This window comes from Patulibacter minatonensis DSM 18081 (assembly GCF_000519325.1).
Lineage (GTDB): Bacteria > Actinomycetota > Thermoleophilia > Solirubrobacterales > Solirubrobacteraceae > Patulibacter > Patulibacter minatonensis.
This window is the reverse complement of record NZ_KI912613.1, coordinates 585,836-606,077: the sequence shown is the minus strand read 5'-3', so window position 1 is coordinate 606,077 and position 20,242 is coordinate 585,836. Positions and strand designations below refer to the sequence as shown.

At 74.3% G+C, this 20,242-nt stretch carries 16 protein-coding genes and 1 tRNA gene; 8 read left to right on the top strand and 9 right to left on the bottom strand.

Annotated elements, in window-relative coordinates; translation table 11 throughout:
• Nucleotides 1-27: 27 nt before the first annotated feature.
• The 5 genes from PATMI_RS0102900 to pyrE form a co-directional block, all read right to left on the bottom strand.
• Nucleotides 28-1,020, bottom strand: a complete 993-nt coding sequence (locus tag PATMI_RS0102900) for a hypothetical protein (RefSeq protein ID WP_026909783.1) — start codon at nucleotides 1,018-1,020, stop codon at nucleotides 28-30.
• Nucleotides 1,021-1,413: 393 nt separating this feature from the next.
• Nucleotides 1,414-1,644, bottom strand: a complete 231-nt coding sequence (locus PATMI_RS0102895; RefSeq protein ID WP_026909782.1) for a hypothetical protein — start codon at nucleotides 1,642-1,644, stop codon at nucleotides 1,414-1,416.
• Nucleotides 1,645-1,756: 112 nt separating this feature from the next.
• A tRNA-Arg gene (locus PATMI_RS0102890) sits at nucleotides 1,757-1,828 on the bottom strand.
• A 53-nt stretch (nucleotides 1,829-1,881) separates the two neighbouring features.
• Entirely contained in the window at nucleotides 1,882-2,154 is a 273-nt protein-coding gene (locus PATMI_RS0102885; RefSeq protein ID WP_026909781.1) for a hypothetical protein, read from the bottom strand.
• A 3-nt stretch (nucleotides 2,155-2,157) separates the two neighbouring features.
• Complete coding sequence (gene pyrE, locus PATMI_RS0102880; RefSeq protein WP_026909780.1) at nucleotides 2,158-2,718, bottom strand: orotate phosphoribosyltransferase; 561 nt, start codon at nucleotides 2,716-2,718, stop codon at nucleotides 2,158-2,160.
• Between the two features lie 196 nt (nucleotides 2,719-2,914).
• Between pyrE and PATMI_RS0102875 the strand changes: the two genes are divergently transcribed.
• Complete coding sequence (locus tag PATMI_RS0102875) at nucleotides 2,915-4,495, top strand: hypothetical protein (RefSeq protein ID WP_026909779.1); 1,581 nt, start codon at nucleotides 2,915-2,917, stop codon at nucleotides 4,493-4,495.
• A 162-nt stretch (nucleotides 4,496-4,657) separates the two neighbouring features.
• Here PATMI_RS0102875 and PATMI_RS33770 read toward each other — a convergent pair whose 3' ends face one another.
• The 3 genes from PATMI_RS33770 to PATMI_RS33765 all read right to left on the bottom strand — a co-directional run bounded on the left by PATMI_RS33770 (nucleotide 4,658) and on the right by PATMI_RS33765 (nucleotide 8,291).
• The gene (locus PATMI_RS33770) at nucleotides 4,658-5,665 is read right to left on the bottom strand and encodes a L,D-transpeptidase family protein (RefSeq protein WP_169738320.1); all 1,008 of its coding nucleotides are present in this window, start codon (nucleotides 5,663-5,665) and stop codon (nucleotides 4,658-4,660) included.
• A 150-nt stretch (nucleotides 5,666-5,815) separates the two neighbouring features.
• Nucleotides 5,816-6,742: a CPBP family intramembrane glutamic endopeptidase gene (locus PATMI_RS0102865; RefSeq protein ID WP_026909778.1), complete on the bottom strand. Its 927-nt coding sequence runs from the start codon at nucleotides 6,740-6,742 to the stop codon at nucleotides 5,816-5,818.
• A 70-nt stretch (nucleotides 6,743-6,812) separates the two neighbouring features.
• A complete protein-coding gene (locus tag PATMI_RS33765) occupies nucleotides 6,813-8,291 on the bottom strand; it encodes a mannosyltransferase family protein (protein ID WP_051470974.1) in 1,479 nt (492 codons plus the stop codon).
• A gap of 242 nt (nucleotides 8,292-8,533) precedes the next feature.
• Between PATMI_RS33765 and PATMI_RS0102855 the strand changes: the two genes are divergently transcribed.
• From PATMI_RS0102855 to thiL, 3 genes are all read left to right on the top strand, one after another.
• Complete coding sequence (locus tag PATMI_RS0102855) at nucleotides 8,534-10,615, top strand: transglycosylase domain-containing protein (RefSeq protein ID WP_169738319.1); 2,082 nt, start codon at nucleotides 8,534-8,536, stop codon at nucleotides 10,613-10,615.
• 99 nt (nucleotides 10,616-10,714) lie between these two features.
• Nucleotides 10,715-10,933 carry a translation initiation factor IF-1 gene (gene infA / locus PATMI_RS0102850; RefSeq protein ID WP_007577037.1) on the top strand — a complete coding sequence of 73 codons (219 nt, stop codon included), beginning with the start codon at nucleotides 10,715-10,717 and terminating at the stop codon, nucleotides 10,931-10,933.
• Between the two features lie 93 nt (nucleotides 10,934-11,026).
• Entirely contained in the window at nucleotides 11,027-12,004 is a 978-nt protein-coding gene (gene thiL, locus PATMI_RS0102845; RefSeq protein ID WP_026909775.1) for a thiamine-phosphate kinase, read from the top strand.
• A 446-nt stretch (nucleotides 12,005-12,450) separates the two neighbouring features.
• Here the strand turns inward: thiL and PATMI_RS0102840 are convergent, their stop codons facing one another.
• Nucleotides 12,451-14,568, bottom strand: a complete 2,118-nt coding sequence (locus PATMI_RS0102840) for a zinc-binding metallopeptidase family protein (RefSeq protein ID WP_026909774.1) — start codon at nucleotides 14,566-14,568, stop codon at nucleotides 12,451-12,453.
• A 120-nt stretch (nucleotides 14,569-14,688) separates the two neighbouring features.
• Between PATMI_RS0102840 and PATMI_RS0102835 the strand changes: the two genes are divergently transcribed.
• The 4 genes from PATMI_RS0102835 to PATMI_RS0102820 all read left to right on the top strand — a co-directional run bounded on the left by PATMI_RS0102835 (nucleotide 14,689) and on the right by PATMI_RS0102820 (nucleotide 19,736).
• Entirely contained in the window at nucleotides 14,689-15,393 is a 705-nt protein-coding gene (locus PATMI_RS0102835) for a response regulator transcription factor (RefSeq protein WP_026909773.1), read from the top strand.
• 4 nt (nucleotides 15,394-15,397) lie between these two features.
• Nucleotides 15,398-16,858: a sensor histidine kinase gene (locus tag PATMI_RS0102830; protein WP_026909772.1), complete on the top strand. Its 1,461-nt coding sequence runs from the start codon at nucleotides 15,398-15,400 to the stop codon at nucleotides 16,856-16,858.
• Nucleotides 16,855-18,042, top strand: coding sequence for a S1C family serine protease (locus PATMI_RS26925; protein WP_051470973.1), 1,188 nt, complete (start codon nucleotides 16,855-16,857; stop codon nucleotides 18,040-18,042). The genes PATMI_RS0102830 and PATMI_RS26925 overlap by 4 nt, the downstream gene beginning before the upstream one ends.
• A gap of 215 nt (nucleotides 18,043-18,257) precedes the next feature.
• Complete coding sequence (locus PATMI_RS0102820; protein ID WP_026909771.1) at nucleotides 18,258-19,736, top strand: alpha,alpha-trehalose-phosphate synthase (UDP-forming); 1,479 nt, start codon at nucleotides 18,258-18,260, stop codon at nucleotides 19,734-19,736.
• Nucleotides 19,737-20,242 lie beyond the last annotated feature (506 nt).

The window sequence follows — 20,242 nt, the reverse complement described above, 5'->3', positions numbered from 1 at the left end:
TGCCGCCCGACGCGCAGGCGCCCCGCGCTACCGCAGGCAGGGCACGAGGCCGAGCGACCCGCCGGACTCCCCGGAGAAGTCGGGGAAGTACCGGACGCAGCTCGAGGGCGTCCCGCCCGTCCCGCCGCCACCACCGGAGCGCCGCGGCTTCCGTGCCTGCGGCTGCTGGACGCGGACGTCGCGAACCGTCTCGACGGTCAGGCGCCCGGCCTTCGCGGTCGCCGGGATCTCCGTGCGCAGGCGGGCGCGCTTGCTGAAGCGGACCCGGAAGGCCGCCGTCCGCGACTTCCCGGACGCGATCGAGGGCAACGTCACCGTCGACCGGGTGGCGAGCATGCCGCGCACCGTCCCGAGGCGCACCCGGACCTTCCCCGTGGGGCCGTGCCCGGGGTTCCGCACCACGACCCGCAATGCGTGCCGCTTGGACGACGCGGTGAGTCGGCTGGGCAGGCCGGCGGTGCTGAGGCTGAGCTCCGGCTGGCCCTTCAGGTCGAACGAGAGCCGGTCGTAGATCGTGGTCCCGTCGCCGAGCGCGGTCGTCGAGATCAGCGCGCAGTCGGCCTTCAGGTCCCGCAACGCCGAGCTCGAGACGTCGAAGCGCTGCAGCGCCGACCGCCCGCCGGCCTTGTCGATCCGGCCCCGGGAGACGATGCTCGCGTCCGCGGCGGTCCGCAGCCACGACGCGTCGTCCCGGTCGGTGTCCGACGCGAACCCGATCGTCGGTCCGCGGTCGCAGCCCGTCGCGGTGCGCCTGCCCGCGTAGGCGATCAGCGTCGCCGGCGCCCCGGCCGACGGGCCCCGGAGGCGCACCGCCGCACCCATCCGCCCGGTCGCCGGGTCGTACCCGAACCCGGCGGCGGTGATGTCCCGCTCGGCCTCGGGCACCGTCGCATCCCCGGCCGGGTCCTCCGCCTCGCCGAGGAACGCGGCGGACGCGGCCTGCACGCCGACGGTCGCCAGGGCGACGACGGCGCCGGCCAGCGGCAGGACGTGGAGCAGGGCGGGGCGTGAAGCGCGCACGGGGACCTCGGGGACGGGGGAGCCTCCGGGCCCGACATGGCCGGAGCACCGCTCACGGTAGCGGCAGCGCGCCACGTCCGTGACGGTTCGCGCAGGCCGGGAGCGCCGGCGAGCGGGTCCTCGAGGGGCGCTGGGCGCCCGAGGGGGGCGTGGCGGAGCAGCTCGAGGGCAAGCTCGCCGGGTTCCTCCGGTGGGTCCTCGTCCTCGCCGATCGTCTCGACGTCGACATGACCGAGGCGTACGCGACGACGCTCGGGGGGATCGAGGAGCGGCTCGACGTGGCGGGCACCGCCACCCGATCGGGCACGGCCCGCTCGCCCCCGGACCCGCCAGTGTGCCGGCGGTCCCCGGGGGCGGGCCGGCCGTCGTGCGTTCCGGTCCGGCTCCCGACCCTCAGCCGGCTCGTGCCGCGTCGAGCAGCGCCGGCAGCAGCACCGAGTCGGGCGCGCCGGCGACCCGGATGCCGATCAGCCGCCCGTAGTGGTCGAGGTCGAGCGTGAGCGCGTCCAGCGTCGGCACCCGGTCCGCCGCGTCGAGCTCGTCGAGCGGGATCGACTCGCGCACGATCGACGCCTCACCCGGCATCAGGTGCACGTACGCCCCGCCGTCGTCGAGCGTGACCATGCCCCGACGAACGCACGCCCCGCCGGGGTGCCCCGGAGAACGCCGGTTTCGTGCGGGCGGTCCCGCGGCGGGGTCGCGCTCGCACGGGAGGCCGATCCTCGGACGTCCAGCATGCCCCCGGCAAGAATCGAACTTGCGCACATGGTTTAGGAAACCACTGCTCTATCCACTGAGCTACGGGGGCGGGAGGGGGAATCCTAGTGCGTCCCCTCGGGCGGGCGCGGGCCCGCCGGGGGGTCAGGTGGTGCGGTCGGAGCGGCTCGCGAACCAGGCGGCGTAGAGGACGATCGCGACGACGAGGGCGAGGGGGATGAAGGTGCCCGCGGAGAGCTTCTCGTTCTCGTCGGCGCTGAACAGGGTGATCGCCAGGCCGACGATGCCGACGACCGAGCCGATGCCCATGAGGCGGAGCGTGCCGCGGGGTGCGACGCGCTCGAAGAGGGCGAGGCCCGCGCCGGCTCCGGCGACGATCATGCCGAGGAAGAGGACGAGGACGCCGAGGAAGGTCATGGCTCAGGCCTCCGGACGGTCCGGGTGGACGTCGTCGATCGTGGTGAGTGCGACGTAGGGGGCGCCGCCGGCGGCCTCGATGCGCTCGCCGCCGCCGGCGAGGCGATCGAGGACGGAGACGACGCCGACGATGGTGCGCCCCTCGGCCTGCAGGGCCTCGATGGCCTGGACCGTCGAGCCGCCGGTGGTGACGACGTCCTCGACCACGAGGCAGCGGTCGGCGTCGCCGAGGAACGGGCCCTCGACGCGGCGCTGCAGCCCGTGGGCCTTGGCCTCCTTGCGGATGAAGAACGCGTTGGCGTCGGCGCCGCCGGCGAGTGCGGCGCAGGCGACCGGGTCGGCCCCCATCGTCAGGCCGCCGACGGCCGTGGCACCGAGGCGCTCGACCTCGACGGCGAGGAGCTCGCCGAGGGCCTTGAACCCCGCGGGCCGGAGGATGGCGCGCTTCGCGTCGACGTAGTACGACGCGGTCTTCCCGGACGTCAGCGTCACCTCCCCGATCACCAGCGCGTGCCGGCGCAGCTCGGCGACCAGGCGGTCCTTGGCGTTCCCGGGCTCAGGCATCAGGGGGCTGATGCTACGAGGAGGCGGCGGAGCGCGGGGCCGCGACCGTCCGCCACGACGGTCGGCGCCCGCCGGGGCAGCGGTCGATCCCCTGGCCGGCCGCGGGGTCCGACGTCGGTCCGGACGGGACCGATCCGGGACCTCGGGGCCGGTGGCGCCACCTAGGTTGCAGCGACCACCGCCAGGAAGGACCCCCATGGCCCGCTCACCCCGCATCCTCGTCGTCGCGCTCGTCGCAGGCGCCGCCCTGCCCGCGACCGCTGCGACCGCCGGCGCGGCCGTCCGGTACGCCGCGCCCACCGGTGCGTCGTCCGGGGCCTGCCCCGTCGGGACGCCCTGCACGCTCGGTGCCGCCCTGACCGGCGCCGCCGTGGGCGACGAGATCGTGCTCACGCCGGGCTCGTACACCCAGCCCACCCAGGTGACGTCGCCGAGCGGGTCGTACGTCCACGGGCAGGCGGGACAGCCCCGGCCGACGATCACGTTCGGTGATGTCTTCGGCATGCGGGTCGGCAGCTACGGCCGGATCTCCGACGTCGACCTCGTCGGGACCAGCACCGCCGGCGGGACGCCGCTGACCGCGTTCGCCGGCAGCGTCGTCGAGCGCGTCTCGTCGCGGGCCGTCGGGAACGCCTCCGGTGCGCGTGTGATGGACGGCGACCTCGTCACGATCCGCGACTCCTCGTTCGTCGCCGAATCGGGCTTCGGCGTCCAGGTCAGCGGTCCGGCGGCGTTCGGGTCGGTCAGCGCCCAGCTCGACCACGTGACCGCGGTCGCCAACGGCGCGACCGGTGCGGGCATCCGCGTGGAGAGCGTCGCAGGGCGCTCCGCCCAGGCCACCGTCACCGGCTCGATCCTGCGCGGGCCGACGAACGACGCGAGCGTCGTCAAGGCGACCGACTCCGCGACCCTGAACGTCGCATCGTCGTTCGCGCGTCTCGCCTCGTTCTCGACGACGGGAGCCCCGACCGTCGTCAACGGCGGCGGCAACTCGACGGCGACCCCGCTGTTCGTGGGCGCCGCGTCCGGCGACGTCCACCAGGCGGCGGGCTCCCCGACGATCGACGCCGCCGGCGCGGCGCCGGGGTCGAGCGGTCTCGACGTCGACGGCGACCCGCGCACGCTCGGCGACGCGCCGGACGCGGGCGCCGACGAGTTCCGTCCGGCCCCGGTCGCGATCACGGGCGCCCCGTCGAACATCACGACGAACGGTGCGACGGTCGCCGGCATCGCCGACACGAAGGGCCTCGCCGGCACGTGGAAGGTCGAGTACGGCCCGACCGACGCGTACGGCAGCGCGACGACGCCGAGGAGCCTCGCCGCCGGTCGCGGTCAGACCGAGGTCGCCGCGGCGCTCGAGGGCCTCGCGGCGGGCGCCAACAGCCACTACCGGTTCGTCGTCACCACGAGCGGCGGCACGACGAACGGCCCCGACATCGCGCTCACCACGCTGGCGCCTGCTGCGCCGACGCTCGTCCCGGTCCCCGGCCCGACGGTCACCGTCCCCGGGAAGACGACGACCGTCGCGGCCGCCTCGCCCAAGCTCACCGGCCTGAAGGTCAAGGGCACGACCCTGAGCTACACCGCGAGCGCCGCCGGGCAGGTCCGGATCGTCGTCAAGCGCGGCTCGAGGACGGTGAAGACGCTCGTCAAGACCGTGCGGAAGGGGAAGGGCACGATCGCGCTCGGCCGGCTCGGCAAGGGCAGCTACAAGCTGAGCGTCACGGCGACGACCGCGCCCGGGAAGGCGGCGACGGTCGGCTTCAGGAAGAAGTAGGCCGGACGGGGCGCCGGCCGATCGGCTGGCGCGGGCGGCCCGGGCGGACGCCCCCGGAACGACGACCGCCGGCCCTCGGGCCGGCGGTGGGTGCTGCGCGGCGCGCGGCGCGCCCCGCGTGGGCCGCTGCAGCCGGGCCGGTCGCCCGGCCCCGCCCGCTTGCTAGTACGTGTCGACCGGCATCCCGGGCGTCATGAAGTTGTAGATGTTCACCGCGTCGGACATCGGGACGCGGAAGCAGCCGTGGCTGGCGCTGTAGCCGGCCGGGACCGACGGGTAGCCGTGCACCGCGTAGCCGCGGATGAAGTACGAGCTCTTGTACATGCCCTTGGCGTTCGTGCCCGGGTCCTTCATGTACACGCGGAAGCTGCCGCGGATCGTCGGGGTCGACGGCTTGCCCGGCGACGTGTGGTAGATCCGGATGGCCTTGCCCTTGTCGGCGAGGACCAGCACGCGGCGCTCGATGTCGCCCTCGACGTGACGGCCGTGCTTCGGGAACTTCAGGTGGAAGGTGCCCTTGCCGGCGACGAGGCGACGGAAGACCGCCGAGTTGGCCTGGGTCGTGGCGTCCATCCGCAGGACCTTGCGGAACGCGAGCACGGCGCGCTGGGTCCGGGCGTCGTACACGCCCTTCTTGCCGATCACGTAGGCCTTCTTCGCCAGCATGTCCTGCAGCATGCGGACGGCGAGGCCGCGCTCTCCCGGGCTGACGTTCGGGGTGGCCTGCCGGACGACGCGGGTCTTCGCGATGACCGCGACGATCGGCATGTTGTTCGGGATCGACGCCCGGACGACCACGCGCGAGCTCTTGGCGACCTTGCTGGGCAGCGCCATGCGGACGTAGCCCTTCTCGCCGTCCTTCTGCTGCTTCAGGGTGATCAGCTTGGAGACGCGGCGCTTGCCCGCGGTGTAGGACACGCGCACCTTCGTCCCGGCGACGAACTGGTCGGTGACCGCGAGGGCCCGCCACTTCGTGCCCTTCAGGACCTCGCCGGTGCGGGCCTTCTCGGTGACGAGCGTCAGCTTCGTCTGGACCGGCGCGGGCGCGGGGGTGGTCGGTGCCGGGGTCGTGGGTGACTGGGCGTGGGCGGCGGTCGGGACCAGCAGTGCGGCGGCCGGGAGGGCCGTCACGAGGGCTGCTCTGCGACCAGGGACACGACGCGGCTTCATCGCATCATGGTACCCCGGTCCGGATGGTCGTACCGCGATCCTCATACGGGAACTCCCTCGTCCGCGTGCGGCCGCGTCGTCGGGCGGATGTCGCGTCGTCCCGGCCGGGCGTCGGGGCCGTGATGCGGCCGCGCGCCGGCCGTGGACCCGTCAGCGGTGGGCTGCGACCGCGCCCGGTCGAGGCCGGGGAGGCGGCAGGCGGAGCTCGAGGGCCCGCGCCGCGAGGGCGATCAGGGTGATGCAGGTGACCGCGAAGGCCCAGAGCGCGAGGCCGCCGAGGAACGACCAGTCCAGGGCGATCCCGATCGCGAACGTGTTGTTCGTGGCGTGGACGAGGATGTTCGCGTAGAGCGAGCCGGTCGCCTGGTAGAGCAGGCAGAGCGCCATCCCGAAGACCGCGAGGATCGGGACGAAGACCAGCTTCGAGCCGCCGATGTGGAGCGCGCCGAACAGGATCCCGTCGAGCACGGCGGCGATCCCGATCGCCGTCCACTTGGACGTCACGCCCGACAGCGAGTCCCGCAGCCCCGGATAGACGATGCCGCGGAGCAGGAACTCCTCGCCGATCGGCGCGAAGACGGTCACCGCGATGCCGATGACGATGCCGGCGGCGGCGGAGCCCTCCGCGCCGAGCTTCTTCGGCAGGTCGTCCTCCTGGTCCCCGGCGTCCAGGAGCTCCCGCAGGCCGTTCGACAGCAGCAGGTAGACGACGAAGGCGATCGCCGCGTAGAGCGGGATCTTCCACAGCTTCCGCGACGGGAGCACGAGGCCGACGTCGCGCCGGCGCAGGCCACCCACGAGCATCGAGAGGATCAGGACGGGCATCCCGACGAAGACGACGCACGTCAGGATCGAGCTCACGACCGACCCGGCGGCCGTCGCCCCGGGCGTGTCGTCGCCGATCGCCACCGCGGGGATCGACACGAAGATCAGCGCGCCGAACGCCGCGACGAACGCCAGCGCCGCACCCTGCCAGCCCCAGTACTTCGGCGGGACGGCGGCGCCGTCGGTCGCGGCCGGTGCGCCCTGCTCCGCGGACGACGGGGACGACGGGGTCGTCGACTCGGGCGGCTTCACCGGGCCCAGGGTATCCGGAGCGACCTCCCGGACGGCCCACCGCCGGGCGCCGCGCGACGACCGGACGGCGCTACGCGAAGAAGATCCAGCGGGCCGTCAGCTCGGAGACGAGCATCAGGAGCAGCAGGCCCGTGGCGCCGAGCGCCAGCTGCCGCGTGCGCCGTCGCGGGCCGCGGGAGAGCCACCAGCCGGCCCACATCGCCAGCGGGAAGAGGACCCCGAGGAACCGCGGGAGCGACATCAGGGGCGCCGTGCCGTCGACGACCCCGGGGGCGCTGAGCGGCATCAGGAGCGCGCAGCCCGCGTACGCCGCGTAGGCGGGCGGGAGCCGTCGGGCGGCGCCGACGAGCGCCACGAGCCCGACGACGAGGAACACGAGCAGCAGCGGGTCCATCCAGTCGGCCTGCATGGCGCGGGCGAGCGAGATCCCGGCCGCGTCGACGACCTGCCGGGCGCCGTCGACGCCGTGGTCGACGGCCCGGACGATCCCGTCGAGCGGCCCGACGCTGCGCCGGCCCCACTCCTCCTGCTGGTCGAACGTCGCGCGCCACCCGAACCCGTTGAGCCGCAGGGCGACCACGAAGAGCACGAGGCCGCCGACGACCGCGGCCGCGGCCAGGAGCGGCCCGAGCGCCGCCCGGGCCGGGATCGGCAGCCGGTCGATCAGCCGGACGGGCCGACCGGTCGGGGTGGGGGTCGGCCGGGACGGCCCGGTGGGGGACGCCGATCCGCCGACGCCCACCGTGCCTCCGGCCGTGGCCGGCACGAGGCCCCTGGCGGCGCCCGCCCGGGCCAGCAGCGCGTGCCGCTGCTGCCACGCGAACACGAGCACGGGGACCACGAGGACGATGCCGGCGCTGCGGGTGGTCGCGGCCAGGACCCCCACGACGGCGACGAGGCCCCAGCGGCCCTCGCGGGCGAAGTACAGGCAGGCGGCCGAGAGCAGCAGGAACAGGCCCTCCGAGTAGACGGCCGTCAGCCACAGGGAGCCCGGGAAGACGAGCAGCACCCAGACGGTCATCCGGGCCGCGGGCCGGCCGAGCTCGAGCTCGGCCAGGCGATGGACGATCATCGTGCCGACGAACGCGCAGACGGTGGAGACGAGGAGCCCGAAGAGCAGCGGCGACTGGAACAGCGCGTCGCCGACGCGCAGGATCGCCGGGTAGAGCGGGAAGAACGCGGTCCTCGGGGCGTAGTCCGTCGGATAGCCGTTGTTGGCGATGTCGAGGAACCAGACGGCGTCCCAGTGCGCGAACGGCGCCAGCAGGCGGTCGCCGAGCTCGCCGAAGCCGCGGGTCAGGCCGAGCGGGTCGTTCGTGTCCGACGCCTCGTGGGTCGGCCACAGCGCGGTGCCGAGCAGCCCGGCGATCAGCGCGACGATCCGCGTGATCACGAACGGCGGCCACACGACCCGCGCGGTGTCGCGCCAGCTCAGCGGCGCGGCGGGGGCGGCGGGCACCACCGTCGCGGGGGCGGGCGCCGGCGACCCGGGCGGGGCGGGCAGGGGCTCGAGCACGGCGGGGCGCTCGAGCTCTGTGTGTCGCCCCATCCGCCCCCATGGTTGCGGATCGCGGGGCCGCGCGTGCTTCGTCGATCCTTCGGAACGGCCCGGTGGCGGCCCGCCCCCACCTCGGGTGGCCGGATCGCGGATCGCGGTCCGCTCCCGCGACCGGCCTGATCGTGACCCGCCCCGGCGGCGGGTGCGGGCGGGTGCCGTCGCCGCTCGACCGCGCATCCGTCGATGCAACCGGCAGGAGAACGGCCCTCGGGCGGGTATCGTGGCCGACAGGTATGTCCCACGCAGCCCGCAAGCGTCGCCAGCGACGCTCCAAGGGCGGTGCGGCACGGGTGCTCCTCGTGCTGTTCGCCGTCGTCTTCGTCGGTCTCGGCGTCAGCGCGATCGGCGGTGTCGGCTACGTCGTCAGCGTCGCCGACTCCGTCGACCTGAACGAGATGGATCAGGTCGACCCCGGCGCGCCGTCGGTCGTCTACGCCAAGGACGGCACGAAGCTCGGCTACCTGCCGGGCCCGGTGCTGCGCGAGAAGGTCCGCACGAGCGAGATGACCGACCTCGTCCGCAACGCGACGGTCGCGGTCGAGGACCGCCGCTTCTACGAGCACTCCGGCGTCGACGTCGAGGGCATCTTCCGCGCGGCGACCCGCAACATCTCCGAGGGCGGCAACGCGGAGGGCGCGTCCACGCTGGAGATGCAGCTGATCCGCAACCTGTGGACGAAGGACACCACCTCGAGCCTGAAGCGCAAGATCCGCGAGGCGAAGCTCGCCCAGCAGCTCGAGGACCGCCACCCCGGGCGCGAGGGCAAGACGTGGGTCCTGACGACCTACCTGAACACCGCGCCGTACGGCACCTACGGCGGCCAGGCCATCAAGGGCGTCGAGGCCGCCGCCCGCGTGTACTTCAAGACGACGGCGAAGAAGCTGACGCTCCCGCAGGCCGCGATGATCGCCGGCCTGCCGCAGGCGCCGACGGACTACAACCCGTACGTCAACCCGGAGGGCGCGCTGCGCCGCCGCAACGACGTCATCGGCCGCATGGCGGCGCAGGGGTACATCTCGACGTCCGAGGCGCTCGAGGCGCAGGAGAAGCCGCTCGGCGTCAAGAAGGGCGGCAGCTACTACACGAACAAGCGCGAGCGCTTCTTCCTGAACTACGTCCGCAACATCCTCGTCCAGAAGTACGGCAAGAAGCGGGTCGCCCAGGGCGGGCTGAAGGTCTACACGACGCTCGACCTGAAGAAGCAGGACCTCGCGCGCAAGGCGATGTCCGACAAGCTGAACCCGAAGGCCGGCGACCCGTCGGCCGCGATCGTCACGCTCGACCCCGCCACGGGCGACATCGAGGCCTCGACCGGGTCCACGCAGTTCGGCAGCAACCAGTACGACCTGGCCACGCAGGGTCGCCGTCAGCCGGGCTCGACCTACAAGACGATCGTGCTGACGACCGCGCTCGAGCAGGGCATCAGCCCGAGCACGAGCTACCCGGCGCCGGGATCGATCCCGATCCCGCCGCAGTACGGCACCGGCGTCGTCAAGAACTTCGCGGGCGAGAGCAGCAAGGGCGGGTCGATGGACCTGAAGACCGCGACCCTGAAGTCGGTCAACACGGTCTTCTTCCAGCTCGGTCTCGACGTCGGCATGAAGAACGTCACGAAGACCGCCCGGGCGATGGGCATCACGTCGAAGCTCCAGTCGCTGCCGTCCGAGTCGCTCGGCTCGGCGAGCGTCAGCCCGATGGAGATCGCCCGCGTCTACGCGACGATCGCCAACGGCGGCATGCGCGTCACGCCGCGCGCGATCACGAAGGTCGAGTTCGAGAACGGCGACGTCAAGCGCCCGCAGCCGGTCCGCCGGACCCGCGCGATCCCGCAGGACGTCGCGTCCGAGGTCAACCGCATCCTCCAGGCCGACATCAAGGGCGGCACGGCGGCCTCGGCCGACTTCGGCTGCCCCGCGGGCGGAAAGACCGGCACGACCGACGGCCCGAGCGACGTGTGGCTCGCGGGCTTCACCCCGCGGCTGGCCACCGCGGTCTGGGTCGGGTACCCGACGTCCCGCAAGACGATCGTCTCGACCACCCAGGCCGGCGGCAACATCCAGGGCGCCAGCGTCTCGGCGCCGATCTGGAAGGAGTACATGGCCGGAGCGCACGGCGACTTCTGCGGCCAGTTCCAGGGGCTCGTGCCGTTCAAGGGCACGAAGGGCCGCCCCGGTGGCAAGTCGGGCTCCGCCGGCACCACGACGACCGATCAGTACGGGAACACCGTCGACCAGTACGGCAACACGGTCGACGGCACCGGCGACGCCGGTGGCACCGGGACCGGTCAGACCTACGACACCTCGCCGACGCCGTAGGCGGGGCGCCGGTCCGGCCGGCGCATCCCCCGCCATGGCAGGCGATGCGCGTGGTAGGCGCTCCGCGTCGGGCCTCCGGGCCTTGGTACCGTAGGTCGGATGGCCAAAGAAGACAAAGTCGAGTTCGAGGGCGAGGTCGTCGAGGCCCTGCCGAACGCGATGTTCAAGGTGCAGCTCGACAACGGCCACGAGGTCCTCGGACACGTCGCCGGCAAGATGCGACGCTTCCGCATCCGCATCCTCCCGGGCGACCGGGTCCGCGTCGAGGTCTCGCCGTACGACCTCAGCCGCGCGCGCATCGTCTACCGCCACCGGTAGGACGCCGGTCGGGACGCGGCGCACGACCGTGCGTCGAACCGGTCCCGCGCGCTCCCTCCGACCCGCTCCGGGTCCCCACCGAGCTCTCCGACCGTGGGCGAACGCGCACTGATCCAGGCGTTCACCGCCGGGCTGAAGGCCCGCGACGGACGCCTCCTGATCGGCCCCGGCGACGACGCCGCGGTCGTCCGCCCCGCGGGAGCGGTCGCGGTCACGAGCACCGACACCACGGTGCTCGGTGTCCACCTGCCCGACCGGCACCCGCTGAGCACGCCCGAGGTCGTCGGCCACCGCGCCCTGGCGACCGCCCTCTCGGACCTCGCCGCCATGGGCGTGGCCGCGGGCGAGGCCTACGTCGCGCTGACGGTCCCCGCCGACTGGGACGACGACCACGTGCTGCGCGCCGTCCGCAGTCTCGAGGCCCTCGCGGCCCGCACCGGCACCACCGTCGCCGGCGGCGACGTCACCTCCGGGCCGGCGCTCGTGATGACCGTCACCGTCGTCGGCTGGGCGTCGGGCAGCGACGCCCTGCTGCGACGCGACCGCGCGTGGCCCGGCGACCGCGTCGGCGTCACCGGGGCCCTCGGCGGCAGCGGGGCCGGCCTCGCGCTCGTCCTGGGGGACGCCGACCGCGGCGCGCTCGACGACGCCGTCCACGGACGGCTGCTGGAGCGCTACCTGCGCCCCCGTCCGCGGCTGGAGGCCGGGCTCGCGCTGAACGAGGCCGGGGTCCGCTGTGGCATCGACCTCTCCGACGGGGCGGCGACCGACGCCGCGCACGTCGGACGCGCCTCGGGCGTCGTCCTCGACGTCGACCTCGATCTGCTGCCGCTCCAGGCCGGCGTGGCGGACGTCGCCCGCGCGCTCGGGCGCGACCCCATGGTGCACGCTGCGTCGGCGGGCGAGGACTTCGAGCTGCTGGTCACCGCACCGCCGACCCTCGCGGACCGCCTGTCCGGGATCACCTGGGTCGGCGTCGTCCGCGAGCCGGGGGCCGGCGAGTCCCCGGGCGTCCGGATGCTCCGGGACGGCGCGCCGGTCGCCGTGCGCGGCCACGAGCACCGGGCGTAGGGTACGGCCTCCGGCGAGGCGGTCGGGGGCTGGGGCCGCGGGGTCGTCGGCGGAGGTGTCGGCGGCGTGGTCGGGGCTTCGGCGGTCGATGGTGGTCGGTATCCGACCATCGGTGACCTCGGGGGTCGTGTGGTGGGCGTGGTCGGGGCTTCGGCGGTCGATGGTGGTCGGTATCCGACCATCGGTGACCCCGGGGGTCGTGTGGTGGGCGTGGTCGGGGCTTCGGCGGTCGATGGTGGTCGGTATCCGACCATCGGTGACCTCGGGGATCGTGTGGTGGGCCTGGTCGGGGCTTCGGCGGTCGACGGTGGACCATCGGTGACCTCGGAAGCGCGGAGAACGTGGGACCTGGATCGCGGGGGTCACCCGTGGTCGGTCACCGACCAAGCGGGGCCGCTTCGGGCCGCGGACGCGATCCGGCTCGCCGTCACGAGAGGCGCGCGGGCTCACGACCCGGCGCGGCGCCTCCTGCGGCGGGGCAGCTGCGGGTCGTCGGGGCCGAACGGCAGGTCGTCGAACGGGTCCGGATCCTCCGCCGGGACGACGTCGTCGGGCAGGACGGGTTCGAACGGCTCGCCGACGCCGAACGGGCCGTCGGAGGCGTCGTCCTCGAGTCGACCCCCGTCGCCCGGGCTCCGACCATCGCTCTCCGACCCCCCGGCGGCGCGCCGGCGGGTGCGCCCCGGCCCCGCGCCGCGGCCCGCGCGTCCTGATCGCCGGCGGGTGCGCCCCGGCCCCGCGCCGCGGCCCGCGCGTCCTGATCGCCCGCGGGGGCGCCCCGGCCCGGCGTCACGGCCCGCGCTCGGACCCGCGTCCTCCGGCACCGCGGGGGCACGCCGCCCGCCGCGCCGCGGTCCCCGCCCGGCCGCGGCCGGCGCCGCCCGCCGGCCCGTGAAGGGGTTGCGGACCGGCGGCACCAGCGAGAGCGCCGTCGCGATCGCCGCCCCGACGACGAGGCTGATGAACAGCATCGCCACCGGGGTCACGTGCCCGCCGGCCACGAGCAGGACGAGCCACCACGGGACCTGGAGGATCCCGACGTCGAGGTCGGCGACGACGGTCGTCGCCGCCGCGACCGGCAGCACCGCGCCGACCAGGAAGAGCCCGAGCCGGTGCAGGGGCGCGACGACCGGCACGGGGGAGACCGCCGCCGGCCACGCCACGAGCGCGGGGAGCAGGAGGAACGCGGCGAGCGGATCGAGGACGAACAGGGCCAGCGTCGTCGCCCACAGCACCGTGAAGACCCCGAACGCGACCCCCGGCCGCGTCGGCCGGTGGAGCCCGGCGACCTCGCGCGTCAGGAACGGTCGCGCGGCAGCGGTCGTGCCCGCCAGGACCAGCAGGAGGACGACGACGAGCACCCAGGAGCCCACGTTCGTCGACAGGGCCGGCCCCGCGAACGGTGCCGGGACCGCCGGTTCGACCAGGCCGCTGCGGCCCGAGCCGATCGCCACCAGGCCCGCGATCACCGGGCCGACGCCGCAGCCCGCGGTCCACGCCAGACCGGCGAGCAGGTTGACGCCGTCGCGGGCCAGCGCGATCGACAGCACGAGCACACCGCCGGTCAGCGGCAGCAGGACGCACAGGAGCAGGACCCGCAGCGCCCAGCCCGACAGCTCGCGCCCGGCGATCACCACGCCCGTCTGGGGCGGGCCGACGCTCGCGGACGGCTCGTCGACCGCCAGGAGCCCGCGCAGCGCTGCGCGGCCGAACGCCGCGAAGCGCTCGCCGACGACCGGGGCGTCGGCGGCGCCCGGCAACGCGCCCTCCGACGTCAGGAGCGCGGAGGGCACGCCGGCCTGGTTCAGCTCGCCCTGCTCCCCGACGGTGGCCGGCAGCCCCCGGCGCACGATCTGCCGCCAGATCGCCTCGGAGTCCGAGGGGCGCAGGTTCTCGGCCCGGAGCGCGGTCTCCAGCGTGCGCTGCAGCCGCAGGGACCCCGCGGCGGTGCCGTTGGCCCACGTCACGACCCGCGGTCCGCGGGCCCGGTCGCCCGACAGGTCCCCGAGCACGATCGCGGTCGAGACGCGGCCCTTGACCTGACGGGCCAGGCGCGTCGCGCCGGTCAGGCCGCCGCCCGACCCGCCGCTGGTCGACACGAACTGCACGGTGTGCCGGAAGCGGTTCTGCCCGACGATCGCGGCCAGCTGGAGGAGCGCGGTCGTGCCCGTCAGCTCCGCCGCGGCACCGCGGCGCAGCGCGTCGCGGTGCGCGACGACGAGGATCTCCTTGCCCGGCAGGCCCGGGAGCGTGGCGGAGACGTTCCGCAGCGACCGGCGGCCGTCGGGCGTGTCGGCCTCGAACTCGTCCTCCCGGATGCTCGCCGTCGGCAGCACCCGGCGCAGCTCGGTCGCGACGAACCGCCCGAGCGCGGCGTCCCCCGGCGATCCGGCGCGACGGTCGGGGAACATCTCGCTCAGGCGGTCGTTCATCCGCTTCGCGGCCGGGCCGTCGTACGCCTCGGCGGGGAGGTCGGCCGTCAGGGGACCAGGCAGCGCACGCAGGGAGAACACCGCGACCAGCGCCGCGAGGAGCAGCGCACCGATGCCGATCCGAATCGCCAAGGACCGCCAGCGTACCGGCGCACTACGCTGTGGCTGCGCCGGTCCGTCCGGGCGCGCCTTCGGGGCAGACCCTCACGACCGCTGCGGCGGGCCGCGCGATTCCACCATCATCGAACGACCGTGACCTCCACCGCCCGCATCCTGGTCGTCGACGACGAGGAATCGATCCGGACCCTCCTGGCCTTCCCGCTGCGCCGCGACGGGCACGAGGTCCTGACCGCCGCCGACGGTCGCGCGGCGCTCGAGATCTTCGACCGCAGCCGGCCCGACCTCGTGCTCCTGGACGTGATGCTCCCCGGCGTCGACGGCTTCGAGGTCTGCCGGCAGCTGCGCCAGCGATCATCCGTCCCGATCATCATGCTCTCGGCGCGCGGCGAGGAGGGCGATCGCGTCACGGGCCTCGAGAGCGGCGCGGACGACTACGTCACCAAGCCGTTCTCCGTCCGCGAGCTGCGCAGCCGCGTGCGCGCCGCGCTGCGCCGGGCCGCGATGCCGGCCGCCACGGCAGGCGAGGCCCCGCCGATCGAGATCGGCGACCTCGTCGTCGACCCCGACCGGCGCCGCGTCCTCGTGCGCGGGGAGGAGGTCGAGCTCACCCACCTCGAGTTCGAGCTCCTGACGACGATGGCCTACGCGCCGGGTCGGGTGTTCACCCGCGACATGCTCCTCGAGCGCGCGTGGGGCGGGGCCGCGTATCGCGAGCGGCGGACCGTCGACGTCCACGTGCTGCACCTGCGCGAGAAGATCGAGAAGAACCCCAAGGCCCCCGAGTACGTCATCACCGTGCGCGGGCTCGGGTACCGCTTCCGCGACGTCGACGGCTGATCGCATGGCGGACCCGGCGAGCCGTGGGCCCGACGGGTCCGCGTCGGGGATCCGAGCGCTGCTGCCGACCGCGCGGCTGCGACGCTCGCTGCGGCTGCGCCTGACGCTCGCGTTCGTGGCGGTGACGGTCGTCGCGGTCGCTGCGATCGCGCTGCAGGTGCTCCCGAGCCTCGAGTCGTCGCTCGCCCAGCAGCGCCTGCAGTCGCTCGACCGCGACACCTCCTCCGCGGTGGCCGACGTCGCGCCGGCGGGCGGTCGTCCCCGGTCCGACCGCGCGGTGGTCGCCGCGGTGGCCGCCCGCACGGGCGCCGACGTCCTCCTGGTCGCCGAGGACGGCGCCGGCGCGGTGCGCGTCGTCCGGGATTCTGCCGGGACGGGGTCGTCGGACCCCGCCGCGCTGCGACTCGCCCGCCGGTCCCTGGAGGACCGCGACGACGCCCGCGCGGTCGACGACGGCGACCGGCTGCGCGCGCGGGTGGCGATCGCGTCGCCCGGCCGGACGTCGACCGGCGAGCGGCGGGCGGTCGTGGCCACCGAGGACCTCGCCGACGTCCGCGCGACGGTGTCGTTCGTCCGGCGCCGCGTCGTGCTCGGCGGCATCCTCGGGCTCGTGGTGGCGGTCCTGACGGGCACGGCGTTCGCCGTCGGCGTCTCCACCCGCCTGCGGCGGCTCCAGGACGGGTCGCGCGAGGTCGCGGCCGGGCGCTTCGCCACCCGGTTCGACGTCGACGCCCCCGACGAGCTCGGCGCGCTGGCCCGGTCGCTGGACACGATGCAGCACCAGCTGAAGGAGCTCGACTCCAGCCGCAAGCGGTTCATCGCGACCGCCTCGCACGAGCTGCGCACGCCGCTGCAGTCGCTCTCCGGGTTCGTCGAGCTGCTGCAGGACGAGGAGCTCGACGAGGAGGAGCGGCGCGCGTTCCTCGAGCAGCTCGCCACGCAGGTCCGGCGGCTCACGCGCCTCTCCTACGACCTGCTGGACCTCTCGAAGCTCGAGAGCGGCGGCCTCGACCTGCGTCCCGAGATGACGGACCTCCACGACCTCGCCCGCCAGGTCGCCCAGGAGTTCGTCCCGCGGGCGGAGCGCGAGGGCCGCCGGCTGACCGTCCGGCTCGCCGGCGACCCGGTGGAGCACTGGTGCGACCCCGAGCGGGTCGCGCAGATCGTCCGGATCCTCGTCGACAACGCGTTCAAGCACTCGGGGACCACGGACGAGGTGATCGTCCGCGTGTCGCGCGGCGGCGGTGCCGCGCGGATCCAGGTCACCGACCACGGCACGGGGATCTCCGCCGAGGACCTGCCCCGCGTGTTCGAGCCGTTCCACGGCACCGGCGACGGCTCGGGGGCCGGTCTGGGCCTCGCGATCGCGCGCGAGCTCGCGCACCGCATGCGGGGGACCCTCGGCGTCGAGGCGGGCGGATCGGGTATCACTACGACGACCTTCACCCTGGAGCTCCCTGCATGAACGCCGTACCCGCACGCCTCGCCGCGATCGCCCTGCTCGCGGCCTCGCCACTCGCCCTCGCGGCGTGCGGCGGCGACGACGACTCCCCGAAGGCGTCGGTCTCCACGCAGTCCTCCGGGTCCGGATCGGTCACCGCGATCCCGGACATCCAGTCCGACTCCGGCAGCCAGAAGGGCCTCGCGATCGACCCGCGGACGATCTACACCCGCCTCGGCGGCGGTGTCGTGACGATCATCGCCGCCGGCGCCACGAACACCGACGCCGGCGGTCTCGGCTCCGGCTTCGTCATCTCCGACAAGGGCGAGATCGTCACGAACGCCCACGTCGTCTCCCTCGGCGAGAAGGCCACGTCGCCGGTCGCCAAGCGCGTGTTCGTGCGCTTCGCGGACCGCAACCAGGTGGCGGCGAAGGTCGTCGGCACCGACCGCTTCAACGACGTCGCGGTGCTGAAGATCGATCCGAAGGACCTGGATCTCGTGAAGCTCCGCTTCGCCGGCCCCGAGGATGCCCACGTCGGCGACCCGGTCGTGGCGATCGGCTCCCCGTTCGGCGAGGAGCAGTCGGTCTCCGAGGGCGTCATCTCGGCGCTCGACCGCTCGATCCGGTCGACGTCGGGCTTCGACACCGTCGACGCGATCCAGACCGACGCCGCGATCAACCGCGGCAACTCCGGCGGCCCGCTGCTCGACGCCCGCGGCCGCGTGATCGGCATCAACTCGCAGATCGAGACCTCCAGCGGCGACGGCTCCGGCGTCGGCTTCGCGATCTCCGCCAAGACCGTCGAGCGGGCGATCGAGCAGATCCGCGGCACCGGCAAGGCGAAGTACCCGTACCTCGGCGTCTCCACCGTCGGCGTGTACCCGCAGCTGGCGAAGGAGTTCGACCTCGGCACCGACAGCGGCGCCTGGATCCAGGACATCCCGAAGGGCGGCCCCGGTGACGACGCGGGCCTGCGCGGCCCGTCCGGCCCGGCCCGTGCCTTCCAGGTCTCGTCGTTCGCCCCCGGCGGCGACGTGATCGTCGGCATCGACGACCAGCCGGTGAAGACCTCCACCGACGTCGCCGAGGTCGTCCAGGGCTTCAAGCCCGGGCAGACCGTGACGATGAAGATCTTCCGCGGCGGCAAGGAGCGGGACGTGAAGGTCAAGCTCGGCACGCGGCCGGCGGTCGCCCCGAAGGGCTGAGGATGGGGTGCGGGCCCCGCCCGCTGCGTCGCGGGTAGGGCCACGCCGGGCTGCGGCGCGGCATCGGGCACCCGCAGGCCTCTTCGGGCGCGACGCGAACCCGCCCGCGTCGCGTCGGACGGTCGCGACGCATGCCGGCGACCCCGGCGGGGCATCCATGCACGGTCACGTTCCGTCCACGGGGTCGCAGAGGCGCCCCGATACCCTGGAGTCCGATGCCGGATCGCCCCCAGAAGCCGCTCGTCCTGGTCTCCAACCGGGGGCCGGTCACCTTCGACACCGACGGGACGATCAGCCGGGGCACCGGCGGCCTGGTGACGGCGCTGACGGGTCTGGCGTCGCACCGGCCGGTCACCTGGATCGCCAGCGCGATGGGGCGCGGCGACGCCGACCGGGCGCGGCAGGCGGGCGGCAAGGCGTTCACCGTGCAGTCGCCCGTGGGCGGCGACTACGACGTGCGGCTCGTGGTGTCCGACGAGGAGGCCTACGAGGGCTTCTACTCGATCATCAGCAACCCGATGCTGTGGTTCATCCAGCACTACCTGTGGGACCAGTCCAACGCGCCGGACATCCGCACCCACGAGGTCGAGGCGTACGAGTACGGCTACAAGCTCGTCAACGAGGACATGGCCGACGCCGTGGTCGAGGAGATCGACGGCGTCGAGGACCCCGTCGTGATGGTCCACGACTACCACCTCTACCTGCTCCCGGGCATGATCCGGAAGCGCCGCCCGGACGTCTTCCTCCACCACTTCGTGCACATCCCGTGGTCGCAGTCGGACTCCTGGCGGGTGCTGCCGCCGAAGATGCGCGACGAGATCTACCGCGGCATCCTCGCCAACGACATCATCGGCTTCCACACGCGGAACTACCGCCGGAACTTCCTGCAGTGCTGCGAGGACCTCCTCGACCTCGAGGTCGACCACAAGCAGGGCGTGGTCCACATCGACGGCCGCGAGGTCTGGGTCCGCGCCTACCCGCTGCCGATCGACGCCGCGGCCACCCGCACGGTCTCCCGCCGCGTCCGCGTCCGGCAGTTCGAGGACGAGCTCCTCCGCCGCCGCCGCGACCACATGATCCTGCGCGTCGACCGCGCGGACCTGTCGAAGAACGTCCTGCGCGGCTTCTCGGCGTTCGACCTCTTCCTCGACCAGCACCCCGAGTTCCGCGAGCGCGTCACGTTCGTCGCGCAGCTGATGCCGTCCCGGACCGACGTGCCCGAGTACCAGGAGTACCTCGAGCGCATCGAGGCCCTGGTCGCGGTCGTCAACCACCGCCACGGCACCCCGGACTGGATGCCGATCCAGTTGAAGCTCCGCGACGACCTCGAGGAGGCCATGGCCTCCTACCGCCACTACGACGTCCACATCGTCAACGCGATGTTCGACGGCATGAACCTCGTGGCGAAGGAGGGGCCGATCGTCAACGAGCGCGACGGCGTCTCCATCCTCTCCGAGAACACCGGCGCCCACGAGGAGCTCGGCGAGTTCGCCCTCACCGTCAATCCGTTCGACGTGCAGGACCTGGCGAACATGATCCACCGGGCCCTCACCATGAGCGGCGCCGAGCGCAAGCGCCGCGCCGACGGCCTGCGCGAGATCGTCCTCCGCCGCAGCCCGGGCGACTGGATCGACGACCAGCTGGCCGACATCCGCGGCAAGGCGGCCGGCGCCCCGGCGCACGACGAGGTCTGACGGCACGGGCGGGCCCGGTGTGTCGGATCGTGGACCGCTGAGGTACCGAACCCGACACGACCCGCGTCGGGTCCGTCGGCCGCGCTGGGGGGCGACGCCCGGCGCTGCAGGGGACGCCCGCCTACGGCAGGAACTCCGCCGCCGCGCTCCCGTCGGATCCCGACGAGCCGCCCCGCGCCGGTGCCGGTCGGGCGGGTGCCGGCGCCGGGCGAGCGGGCGCGGGAGTCGGTCTTGCGGGTGCCGGTGCCGGCCGGGCGGGCGCCGGCGCCGGACGGGTCGGTGCCGGGGCGGCGGGAGCGGGTCGCGGGCGCCGGACCGGACGCCCCTCCGCGGCCGATCCTCGACGCCCGCCGCCCCGCGCCGGTGTCCGCCGGGCGGCGTTCCGGCGGGACGAAGCACGGCGCTTCGCGGCCCTCGCCCGGCTCCGCGCCGCGGCGCGCCGGGCGGTGGCGCGTCGCCGCGCCACCGCTGCCCGGCGGTCCGCGGCACGCCTCGCGGCGCTCGAG

What these genes read in the sequence shown, in the direction of transcription:
- PATMI_RS0102895 (WP_026909782.1), bottom strand. Translation starts at nt 1,644, where the DNA reads ATGGTCACGCTCGACGACGGCGGGGCGTACGTGCACCTGATGCCGGGT.
- PATMI_RS0102885 (WP_026909781.1), bottom strand. Translation starts at nt 2,154, where the DNA reads ATGACCTTCCTCGGCGTCCTCGTCCTCTTCCTCGGCATGATCGTCGCC.
- pyrE (WP_026909780.1), bottom strand. Translation starts at nt 2,718, where the DNA reads ATGCCTGAGCCCGGGAACGCCAAGGACCGCCTGGTCGCCGAGCTGCGC.
- PATMI_RS0102875 (WP_026909779.1), top strand. Translation starts at nt 2,915, where the DNA reads ATGGCCCGCTCACCCCGCATCCTCGTCGTCGCGCTCGTCGCAGGCGCC.
- PATMI_RS33770 (WP_169738320.1), bottom strand. Translation starts at nt 5,665, where the DNA reads ATGAAGCCGCGTCGTGTCCCTGGTCGCAGAGCAGCCCTCGTGACGGCC.
- PATMI_RS33765 (WP_051470974.1), bottom strand. Translation starts at nt 8,291, where the DNA reads ATGGGGCGACACACAGAGCTCGAGCGCCCCGCCGTGCTCGAGCCCCTG.
- PATMI_RS0102855 (WP_169738319.1), top strand. Translation starts at nt 8,534, where the DNA reads ATGTCCCACGCAGCCCGCAAGCGTCGCCAGCGACGCTCCAAGGGCGGT.
- infA (WP_007577037.1), top strand. Translation starts at nt 10,715, where the DNA reads ATGGCCAAAGAAGACAAAGTCGAGTTCGAGGGCGAGGTCGTCGAGGCC.
- PATMI_RS0102830 (WP_026909772.1), top strand. Translation starts at nt 15,398, where the DNA reads ATGGCGGACCCGGCGAGCCGTGGGCCCGACGGGTCCGCGTCGGGGATC.
- PATMI_RS26925 (WP_051470973.1), top strand. Translation starts at nt 16,855, where the DNA reads ATGAACGCCGTACCCGCACGCCTCGCCGCGATCGCCCTGCTCGCGGCC.
- PATMI_RS0102820 (WP_026909771.1), top strand. Translation starts at nt 18,258, where the DNA reads ATGCCGGATCGCCCCCAGAAGCCGCTCGTCCTGGTCTCCAACCGGGGG.